At 71.0% G+C, this 11,993-nt stretch carries 14 protein-coding genes and 1 tRNA gene; 3 read left to right on the top strand and 12 right to left on the bottom strand.

The window, feature by feature from the left end:
- Positions 1-222 precede the first annotated feature (222 nt).
- Positions 223-2,712: an MFS transporter gene (locus ACIQZN_RS27840; RefSeq protein ID WP_403999337.1), complete on the bottom strand. Its 2,490-nt coding sequence runs from the start codon at positions 2,710-2,712 to the stop codon at positions 223-225.
- Between the two features lie 23 nt (positions 2,713-2,735).
- Positions 2,736-3,257 (bottom strand): MarR family winged helix-turn-helix transcriptional regulator, encoded by a 522-nt coding sequence (locus tag ACIQZN_RS27845; protein ID WP_403999340.1) that lies wholly within the window; start codon positions 3,255-3,257, stop codon positions 2,736-2,738.
- Between the two features lie 249 nt (positions 3,258-3,506).
- On the opposite strand from ACIQZN_RS27845, the gene ACIQZN_RS27850 reads away from it, so the two are divergent.
- On the top strand, positions 3,507-3,719 hold the full coding sequence (locus tag ACIQZN_RS27850) for a hypothetical protein (RefSeq protein WP_330312888.1): 213 nt from the start codon (positions 3,507-3,509) through the stop codon (positions 3,717-3,719).
- 153 nt (positions 3,720-3,872) lie between these two features.
- On the opposite strand, the gene ACIQZN_RS27855 is transcribed toward ACIQZN_RS27850, so the two are convergent.
- The 5 genes from ACIQZN_RS27855 to ACIQZN_RS27875 all read right to left on the bottom strand — a co-directional run bounded on the left by ACIQZN_RS27855 (position 3,873) and on the right by ACIQZN_RS27875 (position 8,053).
- A complete protein-coding gene (locus ACIQZN_RS27855; RefSeq protein WP_403999343.1) occupies positions 3,873-4,739 on the bottom strand; it encodes an RNA polymerase sigma factor SigF in 867 nt (288 codons plus the stop codon).
- A 234-nt stretch (positions 4,740-4,973) separates the two neighbouring features.
- Positions 4,974-5,861: an RNA polymerase sigma factor SigF gene (locus tag ACIQZN_RS27860; RefSeq protein ID WP_403999346.1), complete on the bottom strand. Its 888-nt coding sequence runs from the start codon at positions 5,859-5,861 to the stop codon at positions 4,974-4,976.
- 252 nt (positions 5,862-6,113) lie between these two features.
- A complete protein-coding gene (locus tag ACIQZN_RS27865; protein WP_018101787.1) occupies positions 6,114-6,407 on the bottom strand; it encodes a Dabb family protein in 294 nt (97 codons plus the stop codon).
- A 9-nt stretch (positions 6,408-6,416) separates the two neighbouring features.
- Positions 6,417-6,581 (bottom strand): hypothetical protein, encoded by a 165-nt coding sequence (locus tag ACIQZN_RS27870; RefSeq protein WP_018101786.1) that lies wholly within the window; start codon positions 6,579-6,581, stop codon positions 6,417-6,419.
- 341 nt (positions 6,582-6,922) lie between these two features.
- Entirely contained in the window at positions 6,923-8,053 is a 1,131-nt protein-coding gene (locus ACIQZN_RS27875) for a DUF371 domain-containing protein (RefSeq protein ID WP_403999350.1), read from the bottom strand.
- A 99-nt stretch (positions 8,054-8,152) separates the two neighbouring features.
- Between ACIQZN_RS27875 and ACIQZN_RS27880 the strand changes: the two genes are divergently transcribed.
- Positions 8,153-8,647, top strand: a complete 495-nt coding sequence (locus ACIQZN_RS27880; RefSeq protein WP_018101784.1) for an RNA methyltransferase — start codon at positions 8,153-8,155, stop codon at positions 8,645-8,647.
- Between the two features lie 10 nt (positions 8,648-8,657).
- Here ACIQZN_RS27880 and ACIQZN_RS27885 read toward each other — a convergent pair whose 3' ends face one another.
- The 5 genes from ACIQZN_RS27885 to ACIQZN_RS27905 all read right to left on the bottom strand — a co-directional run bounded on the left by ACIQZN_RS27885 (position 8,658) and on the right by ACIQZN_RS27905 (position 11,150).
- Positions 8,658-9,320, bottom strand: a complete 663-nt coding sequence (locus tag ACIQZN_RS27885) for an rRNA methyltransferase (protein ID WP_403999354.1) — start codon at positions 9,318-9,320, stop codon at positions 8,658-8,660.
- 175 nt (positions 9,321-9,495) lie between these two features.
- Positions 9,496-9,583 (bottom strand) — tRNA-Ser (locus ACIQZN_RS27890).
- A gap of 66 nt (positions 9,584-9,649) precedes the next feature.
- On the bottom strand, positions 9,650-10,147 hold the full coding sequence (gene tadA, locus ACIQZN_RS27895; RefSeq protein WP_403999356.1) for a tRNA adenosine(34) deaminase TadA: 498 nt from the start codon (positions 10,145-10,147) through the stop codon (positions 9,650-9,652).
- Between the two features lie 10 nt (positions 10,148-10,157).
- Positions 10,158-10,712, bottom strand: coding sequence for a hypothetical protein (locus ACIQZN_RS27900; RefSeq protein ID WP_403999359.1), 555 nt, complete (start codon positions 10,710-10,712; stop codon positions 10,158-10,160).
- A 192-nt stretch (positions 10,713-10,904) separates the two neighbouring features.
- Complete coding sequence (locus ACIQZN_RS27905; RefSeq protein ID WP_403999362.1) at positions 10,905-11,150, bottom strand: hypothetical protein; 246 nt, start codon at positions 11,148-11,150, stop codon at positions 10,905-10,907.
- Positions 11,151-11,266: 116 nt separating this feature from the next.
- Between ACIQZN_RS27905 and upp the strand changes: the two genes are divergently transcribed.
- Positions 11,267-11,902: a uracil phosphoribosyltransferase gene (upp, locus tag ACIQZN_RS27910; protein ID WP_403999365.1), complete on the top strand. Its 636-nt coding sequence runs from the start codon at positions 11,267-11,269 to the stop codon at positions 11,900-11,902.
- The last annotated feature ends 91 nt before the right edge of the window (positions 11,903-11,993 follow it).

An 11,993-nucleotide genomic window follows, 5' to 3' on the forward strand; every position in this document is an offset into this window, starting at 1 on the left:
TCTTGTCGTGTCTCTTCCCCTGCCCCTCCCCCCCCCCCCCCCCCGGGCGGGTTATAATACTTGGGGGGGCGCGGGGGGGGGGGGGGGCCGCCCCGCCCCCCCCCCCCCCCCCCCCCCGCCGGGGCCCATTTCCACCGGGCCGGTGCGGCGCCTCCGCTCGAAAAGCGCCGCCCCCGCCAGGGGTTCTGGTGCGGGCCGGGGGTCTACCCCGTACCCGTCGGGTTACTCGCCCGGGTGGACGAGCTCGATGTCGTGGCCGTCGACCCCGTGACCGGCCACCGTCAGGGCACCGGCCACCGGCGGGTAGCCGGTCGCGATGACCGTGTACTCGCCCGCGTCCAGGTCGGCGAAGGCGTACGCCCCGTCCTCCCCGGTCGTCGAGTTGGCGATCACGTTGCCGGCCGCGTCGACCAGCGTGACCCGCGCGTCGGGCAGCGGGCGGCGGCTCGCACCGGCCCGCACGACGCCCTGGACCAGTGCACCGGCCTGGAGCGCGGCGTCGACCCGGGTGACCCCCTGGCCGCCGATCTCGACGGGCAGGGCCAGCGGGCGGAAGCCGGCCGCGTTGACCGCGACGGTCACCGCGCCGGGGACCAGCTCGCCGAAGGTGAAGTCGCCCGTCTCGGCGGACTTGCCGGTGGCCAGGACGTCGCCGCGCACATCGGTCACGATGACCATGGCGTCCGCGACCGGCAGGCCGTTCTCGGCGGCGCGCACGGTGCCCGCCAGGCCGCTCGTACCGGAGAGCAGGATGTCGTACGCCAGCGGCTCGTCGCCGACGACCACGGTGGACGCCTGCGGCTGGAAGCCGTCGGCGGACGCGATCAGGACGTACGAACCGGCGCCCGGGGCGGCCAGCGCGTAACTCCCGTCGGCCTGCGGGGCGGCGATGCCCAGCTGCCGGCCGCCGAGCGAGATCAGCGTGACGGCCGCCCGGGCCACGGGCGCGCCCTCGGCGCTCCGGACCACACCGCGGACGGGGGTGCCGCCCTCGGCGAAGTCCACGGGGGCCTCGGCGGGAGCTCCCACCGTGTCGACGGCGGTGACCCCGGCGGCGCCCTCGGCGACCGCCTCGGTGACGGTGTCGGCGGGGGCCTCGGCGGACGCGTCGGCCTGCGCCGGGGCGTCGTTGCCGGCCCGGGACTTGAGCGCGACCTCCTTGATGAACAGCGTGATCAGGAAGGCGAGCAGCGCGGCCGGAGCGGCGTACAGGAAGACGTCACCGACGCCGTGCCCGTAGGCGGCCTCCATGACCGTGCGGAACGGGGCGGGCAGCTTGTCCAGGTCGGGGATGCCCCCGCCGCCGGTGCCGCCGTGGCCCAGGGCCGCGCCCTGCGGGCCGAGGTCCGCCAGGCCGTCCTTCACGTAATGGGTGACGCGGTTCGCCATGACGGCGCCCAGCGCCGAGACGCCGATCGCACCACCGAGGGAACGGAAGAAGGTGACGACGGAGCTGGCCGAACCGAGGTCCTTCGGGTCCACCTGGTTCTGCGTGGCGAGCACCAGGTTCTGCATCATCATGCCGATGCCGAGACCCATCACGAACATGAAGATCGCGATGTGCCAGTACGTCGTGTCGTAGCGGATCGTGCCGAGCAGGCCGAGACCGGCGGTGACCAGGAAGCCACCGCTGACCAGCCATGCCTTCCAGCGGCCGGTGCGGGTGATGACCTGGCCGGAGATCGTCGAGGAGAGGAACAGCCCGCCGATCATCGGGATCGTCATGACACCGGACATCGTCGGCGACTTGCCGCGCGCCAGCTGGAAGTACTGGCTGAAGAAGACGGTGCCCGCGAACATCGCGACACCGACGAACAGCGAGGCGAGCGAGGCGAGCGTGATGGTCCGGTTGCGGAAGAGCCGCAGCGGGATGATCGGCTCGCTGGCGCGGGACTCGGTGAAGACGAAGAGCAGCGCGAGGACCACGGAGCCCGCGAGCATCACGCCGGTCTGCCAGGACATCCAGTCGTACTTGTCGCCCGCGAACGTCACCCAGAGGAGGAGCAGCGAGACGGCGGCGCTGATGAAGAAGGCGCCGGTCCAGTCGACCTTGACCTCGCGCTTCACGACCGGGAGCTTCAGGGTCTTCTGGAGCACGATGAGGGCGATGACCGCGAACGGCACACCCACGTAGAAGCACCAGCGCCAGCCCATCCAGCTGGTGTCGGTGATGACGCCGCCGAGCAGCGGGCCACCGACGGTGGCGACGGCGAAGACCGCGCCGATGTAGCCGCTGTAACGGCCGCGCTCGCGCGGGGCGATCATGGCGGCCATGACGATCTGGGCGAGGGCGGAGAGACCGCCGACGCCGATGCCCTGCACGACACGGCAGACGATCAGCATGCCCGAGCTGGTCGAGAGACCGGCGACGACCGATCCCGCGACGTAGATGACCAGGGCTATCTGGACCAGCAGCTTCTTGCTGAACAGGTCGGAGAGCTTGCCCCACAGGGGGGTGGTCGCGGTCATCGCCAGCAGCGAGGCGGTGACGACCCAGGTGTAGGCGCTCTGCCCGCCGCCCAGGTCCGAGATGATCTCCGGAAGGGCGTTGGAGACGACGGTGGACGACAGGATCGCGACGAACATGCCGAGCAGCAGCCCGGCAAGTGCCTCCATGATCTGCCGGTGTGACATCGGCGTGCCGTCGGGGACGTCGTGGCCCCCGTGCTTGGCGTGGCCGCCCCGCACACCGGTTGGTGTGGTCGTAGCCATGTAAGTCCTTGTCTTTGCTTCTGTTACGCGGGTGTACGGGTGTACGAGCCGTCGTGGCTGTCGGCCCGGCGGGAGCGGCATTCGCCGCTGTGCTTTCCGGGGGCGCACCCTCCGGTGCCGCGACAGGAGAAGCTGTCGCGCAGCCGGGCCAGCAACGTGTTGAGCTGCCCGACCTCGTCGTCGGACCAATCCTGAAGATGGCAGGCGAACATCTCGGTCGACCGGCGGTAGAGGTCCTCCAGCACCCCTTCCCCCGCGGGGGTCAGCCGCAGGATGCGGGAGCGCTTGTCCGCCGGGTCCGGGAACCGTTCGATCCAGCCCCGTTCCGCCACGTGGGCGACGTGCCGGCTGGTCACCGACATGTCGACCGCGAGGAGCTCGGCCAGCCGGCTGATCCGCATCTCCCCGTGCCGGCTCAGCAGAGTCAGCACGGCGGCGGAGCCACCGGGGCACTCGGCGGGCAGGATGCGGGCGAGACCTCGTTTGACGGCACCGATGGCGCTCAGCTGCCGGGCCAGTTCTTCGTACTGACTCCGTGCGGCCACGGGACCCCCAGACAATCTCACCGGTCATCTTGTTGCTTAGGGCAACCATAGAAGCCGTTGGTTGCTGCAGGCAAACGAAATGGGGCTTGCGGAAGTAAAGGAACGCAAAAGGCTGCGCCGGGTCCTGGTCAAACCCGCAGTGTCTGCGGTAGTGGAGGGCGCGATGTGGTACGTGCCACATCGGCCGTGGATCGGCGGGCAGCGCCCGGGGGTTGGGCCGTTGGCCCGAGTTCGCTAGGGTCCTGCGACATGGCACACAATCCCCACGCACCGCAGGGTCCCGAGGGCTCCCACGACCCGGCCGGCAGCACCCAGATGTTCCGCGCCTTCGTCGACGAGGGCGAGCCGCAGCGCGCGCAGCAGCCCGCCGCCGTCTCCTCCGGTCCGAGGACCGGACTGATCGCCGGAATCGTCGCGGTGGTCATCGTGCTGGGCGCGGTCGCCTGGCTCGCGCTCGGCTGACGAACCCGTTACGCGTCCCGTCCCGCATCCGTCTTCGCGCCGCCCCTCGCCCGACCGCGAGGGGCGGCGTTTCGGTTTGCGGCCGCCGCCGCACGGGAACGCGCACCGGCCGCCGAGGGGGCCCCGGCGGCCGGTGGTGAGGCGGGTGCGGACTCAGTCCGCGATGAGCCCTTCCCTGAGCTGGGCGAGCGTACGCGTCAGCAGTCGGGAGACGTGCATCTGCGAGATGCCGACCTCCTCGCCGATCTGCGACTGGGTCATGTTGGCGAAGAACCGCAGCATGATGATCTGGCGCTCGCGCGCCGGGAGCTTGGCCAGCAGCGGCTTGAGCGATTCGCGGTACTCGACGCCTTCCAGCGCCGTGTCCTCGTAACCCAGCCGGTCGGCCAGCGAGCCCTCGCCGCCGTCGTCCTCGGGGGCGGGCGAGTCCAGCGACGAGGCCGTGTAGGCGTTGCCCACGGCCAGACCGTCGACCACCTCCTCCTCGGTGACCCCGAGCGCCCGGGCCAGCTCCGGCACGGTCGGCGAGCGGTCCAGCTTCTGCGCGAGCTCGTCGCTGGTCCGGGTGAGGGCGAGCCGCAGCTCCTGGAGCCGGCGCGGCACCCGCACCGACCACGAGGTGTCCCGGAAGAACCGCTTGATCTCGCCCACGACGGTGGGCATCGCGAACGTCGGGAACTCCACGCCCCGTTCGCAGTCGAAGCGGTCGATCGCCTTGATCAGGCCGATCGTGCCGACCTGGACGATGTCCTCCATCGGTTCGTTACGGCTCCGGAACCGCGCCGCCGCGTACCGCACGAGGGGCAGGTTGAGCTCGATGAGTGTGTCCCGCACATAAGCACGCTCCGGGCTGTCGGTCCCACCGGGACCCGGGGCGGGGCCCAGCGCGGCGAGCCGCAGGAACAGGGAGCGGGAGAGCGTGCGGGTGTCGATGGCTTCCGGCGAGCTGGTGAGCGCAACGGGTGCGGGCTCGCTCTTTTCGAGCGTGAGCACCTTCGAGCTGCCCTGTTCTTCGGACATGCCACCCCCTTGAGGTCGCGGACGGTCGCGGTGGCCACGACCATCGGAGGAACGCAGCCTCCACCTGAATACCGGAGGCGGGGCTGCGGCAAACTCACTTCCCGCAGAATGTCACATGTCGGCAACACGCTGTAGTGACTTGTCGACAAGTCCAGGGGGAGTCTGCGCAGTTAACAAGGGGTGTGAGGCTTTTGGCCCCGGGGAAACGCCCCGGGAACGGTCTACCCGTTTCGGTTACGCCTCGATCCTGTTTGCGGATCGGAGTCTGGCGAAACTCCGGGCGAGGAGCCTTGACACATGCATCTGGGAGACCCCCAGTTCGGCGCTGATCTGGGACTGCGTCAGATTGCTGTAGTACCGCAGCAGCAGGATCCGCTGCTCCCGCTCGGGCAGTTGTACGAGGAGGTGCCGGACCAGGTCCCGGTGCTCGACACCGGCGAGGGCCGGGTCCTCGTAGCCGAGCCGGTCGAGGAGGCCGGGGAGCCCGTCGCCCTCCTGGGCGGCCTCCAGAGAGGTCGCGTGGTACGAGCGCCCGGCCTCGATGCAGGCCAGCACCTCGTCCTCGGAGATCTTCAGCCGCTCGGCGATCTCCGCGGTGGTGGGCGAACGGCCGTGCGCGGTCGTCAGGTCCTCGGTGGCGCCGGTGACCTGCACCCAGAGCTCGTGCAGCCGGCGGGGGACGTGGACGGTGCGCACGTTGTCCCGGAAGTACCGCTTGATCTCGCCGACCACGGTGGGCATCGCGAACGTCGGGAACTGGACGCCGCGTTCGGGGTCGAAGCGGTCGATCGCGTTGATCAGCCCGATGGTGCCGACCTGGACGACGTCCTCCATCGGCTCGTTCCGGCTGCGGAACCGCGCGGCGGCGTACCGCACGAGCGGGAGGTTGGCCTCGATCAGCGCGGTGCGCACCCGGTCGTGCTCCGCGGTGCCCGGCTCCAGGTTCTTGAGCTGCCCGAAGAGCACCTGGGTGAGCGCCCTGGTGTCGGCGGTCCGCGTCCTGGCGGGGGTGGCCGTCTCGTCCGGGGTCTCGTGGACCGTCGTCTGCACCTGGCCCGGCGGCGGGGCGGGCGGCCCGGAGTGCGGGGCGGCCGGTGCCGCCTGGTGGACCTGGGGAGGCACTTGAGGCGCTGTACTGGCCGGCACGGTGACGCCACCCCTTCGCGGTCAACAACTACGGCTTGCGGTCAACTTCGGTCAATCCGTCCATCAAAAGCGGTCATAGCATCACAAGACATGACCACTATGTGCAAGCACCCCATAGCGCCGTGTTGACCCTGCCCGGGTTTAAAACGTGCGCCGGGCGTCCATCGGGCCCTGGGACAAAGAAAAGCCCCTCACCGTCGCGGTGAGGGGCTCGCAGGGCCGAAGGCGTCAGAACGGGTAGTCGGCGATCACCCAGGTGGCGAATTCACGCCACTGACCGGCGGCCGCCTGATGGTCCGGGTGCTCGATGTAACGCTTCAGCGCGGCCTCGTCCGCGACCGCCGAGTTGATGGCGAAGTCGTACGCGATCGGCCGGTCGGTGATGTTCCAGGCGCACTCCCAGAACTCCAGCTCCGGGATGGTCCCCTCCAGCGCCCGGAACGCCTCCGCGCCCGCGACGACCCTCGGGTCGTCCCGCTCGACGCCGTCGTTCAGCTTGAACAGGACCAGATGGCGGATCACGCGGTACCCCTAGTTGACGAGCTCGGACATGAAGTCGCCGACGCCCTGCGCGGCGTCCGCGATGCCCTCGAACCCTACTTGCACCAGGTCCGCGGCCCGGGCGGGGGAGTTGATGATCGTGTAGAGCACGAAGACGACAATCACGTAGAGAGCTATCTTCTTCGCTTGCACCATCAGCCCCTGACTCCCCTTCGATCCCCTGCGGTTTCGATCCCCTGTGCGGTCGGGCGAGTCTATCCACACGCATGCTCGGATCCGTCGGCCGTTTCCGTCGCAGGCCGCGCCAAGGGCCCCGAGGGCCAGGGACCAACGTCCCGCGCATCGGGGCCCTTGGTCCGCCCGCGAGGGGGTCCCGGCGAGGCAGGATGGAAGGTGAGCCCCTCGGACTCCGAGGGGCCGGGAACGGGACCCCTGCCGGGGACCCATGCCGTGGCCTCCCCCGACCGCGGCAAGGAGCGGCAGGCCCCGTGACCGGGGGAAGCGGCACATCCCCCCGATGCCGCTTCCCCCTCCTCCTACTTCTTCTCGCGCGATCCCCGCGCATCCCCCAACGCGTCGTACAGGTCCCGCCTGCTGATCCCGAACGGTCGGAGCACCGTGCTGAGGGTGCGCGCGGTGACCCCCTGCTCCACCAGCAGCGGAAGCAGCGGCCGCAGGTCCACGTTCCAGGCCGCGCGCTCCGGCGGCGCCAGGACGAACACGCGCTCGTCCTCCTCGCCCCCGGCGGCCGCGACCGCCTCGGAGAGCGGCAGCCACCTCACCCCGTGCCCGAGATCGGGATGCCCGTCCGGCACCGCGATCCGGCGGTCCTCGGCGGACCCGGCCAGCACCTCCGCGAGCACGCCGAGATCGGCGGCGGGCGCCCGGAACACCACGGGGGCCGGTGCGGTCCGCGCCAGCTCCGCCTGCGCCGGGGCGGCGAGCGCCCGGCGGTCGGTCCGGCCGAGGTGGACCACCGGCGCGACCGGCAGGCCCGCCGCGAGCAGCGCCGGTACGGTCCCGGTCGCGTCGCCCGTCACCTCGAACCGGGCCCCCTGGGCCGCCGCGTCGGCCAGCCACGCCCCGGCCGCCTGCGAGACGCCCTCCAGCGTGCCGGAGACGGACGCGGCGATCACCCCGCCGTCCGCGAGGGCCGCGCGCGCCTCGTCCGGGACGCGCGCCGCGTCCAGGTCCACCGAGGCGTCCGCCGCGCGCCACAGCAGCCCCGGGCGCCCCTCCGGGTCCGGCAGGCCGCGGCGGTGGACGAGGACCAGCGGCCGGCGCGGCCCGGCCTCGGTGAGCGTCAGGGTCACCTCGGTCGCCGGGTCTCCCAGCGCGGTCACGAAGTCCGGGTCGAGGTCGCTCGCCACCAGGGTGCTGCGGAAGGCGAAGGTGTCCGGTGAGGCGTGGTCGCTGCGCCGGAGCACCAGGCGGTCGGTCACCTCGTGGTGCGGGTTGACCACGGCGGTGCCGGTGGCGACATGGGGCCCGGCGGCGAGGCGCACGGCGACCGGGCCGCGCAGGAGGGCCAGACCCTCCTCGTCGAAGGCGGCGGCCACCCCTACGACGCAGGTGGCGCGGGGCGTGATCTCCCGCTCGCCGGTGAACTCCAGGGTCTTGGCGTGGGTCGCGCGGACGTGTGCGTGCCCCTTGGCGTGGATCTTCATTGCCTTCTCCAGGCCCTAGGTGCGTTGTCCGGACCGGTCATGGTAGTCCGCGCCCGCATGCGCGGAGCCGGTCGGCCGGGGCCCAGTAGACTTCCCGGCATGTTCGAACACCTCCGCCATAAGCCGGGCACCCCTTTGCTCCGTAACCGCGAGCTCGTCATCGCGTGCTCGGCGTTCCGCAGCCGAGTGAATCTGTCCAGCGTGGTGCGGACGGCGGGGTGCTGCGGAGTCGAGCGGATCATCGCCTGCGGCAATGTGAAACTCGACCCGAAGATCGCGCGCGATGGTGCCGAGAACGTCGAGATCGAAATGCGCCGGAGCCTTCCGCCGGTGCTGAAGAAGATGCGCGAGGACGGTTACACCATCATCGCGCTCGAACAGGCCACCAATTCCAAGAGCCTGCACGAGATCAGCTTCCCCCGTAAGTCGGTCATCGTCCTCGGAAACGAGCGGACCGGCCTCAAGGAGGACGAGCTCGCCTGCGTGGACGAGTGTGTGGAGATCCCGGTCTGGGGCTCCCCGCACAGCTACAACGTCGCCACGGCCGGCGCCATGGCCATGTACGAGTACTGCAGGCAGTTCCCGACGGGCTGACCCGCCGGGCTCACGCCTCCGGCTCGGCCGTGACCGCCGTCAGGGTGGCGATGACCTCGGTGCTGTCCGAGTCCAGCCTGCGCGCCCACGAGGAGGACACGGCGGCCGTGTCCTCGGCCTTCGTGAGCTGGAAACCGGTGACCTTCCAGCCGGCGGCGAGCGCCTGTCCGGTGAGCACCTCTTCGACGTACGAAGGGGTCAGCTCCGGAAGCCCCTGGATGTCGCGCGGCACGGGCTCCCGCCAAATGCTGGTGCCGACCGTCGCCGTGAGCGGCGCATTCGGCTTGGCGACGGCACGGAGGCCGCTCCAGATGTCCTCGTCACCGCGCACGAGACCGTGGAGCAATTTCCCCCACGGCATCAGGACCAGCAATTCGTCGGCGGCGCCCTGAAGCTCCTCCGGGGCATTCTCGATCGACGCGTTCACGAGCAGCAGATTGGGTACGCCGCCCTTGGCGGGTTTGCGGCGGCTGCGAATGCTGGTCTGCGTCATCCGCTGCCAGGCCGGGTCCACGCCCACGACCAGCCAGTCCGGATTCTCCTTGGCGATGCGATAGGACGCCCTGGCGTCCCCCGTGCCGACATCGACAACGACCCGGGAACTCTCCTGGACCAGTCGCTCGAATTCACCCTCGGCGGCCTTTTCGAGCTTCTTGCCCCGCACGATCTGCATAACGGCCAGTGCTTTCTTCTCTCGGCTGCCCGACCGGCGGTGGCCGGCCCCGGCGGGCGTCCCGCCGCCCCCGGCATGATCCCCCAGCACGGGGCCCGGTGACCAACCGGCACCGGGCGCGGGCACACGTAAAACCGCCCCCGATCCGTTCACACGGTTCGGGGGCGGTTCTCGCTGGCGGTAGCGGAGGGATTTGAACCCTCGGTGAGTTTCCCCACACTCGCTTTCGAGGCGAGCTCCTTCGGCCGCTCGGACACGCTACCGAGAGAGAGCTTAGACCATGTTGGCCGTTCGCCGAAATCCGTTACGGGGCAGCGCCCGGTGCCCGGTCAGCGGTCCCGGAAGAAGGCCGTCAGCGGGGCCGCGCACTCGGCCTCCAGGACCCCGGCGACCACCTCGGGGCGGTGGTTGAGGCGGCGGTCGCGTACGACGTCCCAGAGCGAACCGGCGGCACCGGCCTTCTCGTCCCGGGCGCCGTAGACCACCCGGTCCACCCGGGCCTGCACCAGGGCGCCCGCGCACATCGTGCAGGGCTCCAGGGTGACCACCAGGGTGCAGCCGGACAGGCGCCACTCACCGAGTGCGGCGGCGGCCCGGCGCAGCGCCAGGACCTCGGCGTGCGCGGTCGGGTCGCCGGTCGCCTCGCGCTCGTTGTGCCCGGTGGCCAGCGGAGCGCCGTCCGGGCCAAGGACGACGGCGCCGACCGGTACGTCGCCGGTCGCCGCCGCACGGTCGGCCTCGGCCAGGGCGTGGCGCATCACCGCCCGCCACGGGTCCCGTACGGGATCGGGCAGGTCCGGGGCGTGCGGACGGGATGCTTCGGTCACCCGCGGGACCCTAGCGGACGGTCTCCAATACCTCGGCCGCCCCGAGGGCGTCCGCGATCTCCGACAGGGCGTCCGTCCGCAGCATCAGCAGCTCGGCCTCGGGGAGCCCGAGGTCGGACAGGACCCCGGAGTCGCCGATCGGGCCGGCCGGGACGACGCCCGCGGAGGGCCCGTCGTCGTCCTCGTCGTTGTTGTTGTCGGCGGTGGTCTCGGGCTCGCCGTCCTCGGTGCCGTCGAGGCCGACGAGCTCCTCCAGGGCGGCGATCGTGTCCTCGGCCCCTGGTTCGCGGCCGAGCAGTTCGTCGGTGAGCAGGATCTCCCCGTACGAGGAGCGGGAGGCGGCGGAGGCGTCCGAGACGTAGATCCGGGGGTCCTCCTCACCGTCCACCCGGACGACGCCGAACCAGGCGTCCTCCTGTTCGATGAATACGAGCACCGTGTCCTCGTCAACCGAGGCGTCACGGGCCAGATCCGTCAGGTCGGACAGGGTCTCCACATCGTCGAGCTCCGTGTCGCTCGCTTCCCACCCGTCTTCGGTGCGCGCGAGCAGTGCGGCGAAGTACACCGTGACTCTCCCACTGGTCTCGGGGCCAAGGGCCGGTCCGGGCGGGGAGCAGTCGGTGCTCCGGCTGCCCTGCGTCCCGCCCATTCGGCATCGTGACAGAAACCGGCGCTTCGCGAGAGCAGTTCGACGGTTGAGTCGGCCATCAGTTCTCTCCACCACCGTCACCAGCGGCTTTCCCGCAGGTCGGAGGGGCTACCAGCGGAACGTACGCATCCGCATGGCCTGGCGCATTCGGGCGGCTTTGACCCGCCGGGGCTGGACCCGGTCGCGCAGCGCCTTCGCCTCGTGGAGCTCGCGGAGGAACTGGGCGCGCCGCCGCCGGCGCTGTGCGTCGGTCTCAGGCGCGTCGGGGGAGTCCGTTGCGTCGGGGGTGTCCGGTGTGCTCCGGGGGTTCCGCGCGTACCTGGGGTCATCGGCGCTCTGTGCCCCGTCGGCCATCGGCTCTTCACCCCCAAGGCTGGCTGCGTCGCTGGGTCCGTATGCCACCACCTTCCCCCCGAACGTGTGGATGATGCCAGCGCACGGGTACGGGAGGCGCGGCTACGCTGGGAGTCATGCGGATCCACGTCGTCGACCACCCGCTGGTCGCGCACAAACTCACCACCCTGCGCGACAAGCGCACCGACTCCCCGACCTTCCGGCGCCTCGCCGACGAGCTGGTGACCCTGCTCGCGTACGAGGCCACCCGCGATGTGCGCACCGAACAGGTCGACATCGAGACCCCGGTGACACCCACCACCGGCGTGAAGCTGTCGTACCCCCGCCCCCTGGTCGTCCCGATCCTGCGGGCCGGTCTCGGCATGCTGGACGGCATGGTCCGGCTGCTGCCGACCGCCGAGGTGGGCTTCCTGGGCATGATCCGCGACGAGGAGACGCTCCAGGCGTCCACGTACGCGAGCCGGATGCCCGACGACCTCTCGGGCCGCCAGGTCTATGTGCTCGACCCGATGCTGGCCACCGGCGGCACGCTCGTCGCGGCCATCCAGGAGCTGATCAGGCGCGGCGCCGACGACGTCACCGCGGTCGTGCTCCTCGCCGCCCCCGAGGGCGTCGAGGTCATGGAGCGCGAGCTCGCCGGGACGCCGGTCACCGTGGTCACCGCCTCGGTCGACGAGCGGCTCAACGAGAACGGCTACATCGTGCCGGGCCTCGGCGACGCGGGCGACCGCATGTACGGCACCGTCGACTAGGTGTATTGCCCTGTGAGGTTGGGGACGCGGCTGGCGGGTGGTTGGCCTTTCAGTGCGGTGTGTCCGCGGTGGTGATTGTAGGTGTGCAGCC

This window comes from Streptomyces sp. NPDC097595 (assembly GCF_044761525.1).
Lineage (GTDB): Bacteria > Actinomycetota > Actinomycetes > Streptomycetales > Streptomycetaceae > Streptomyces > Streptomyces drozdowiczii_A.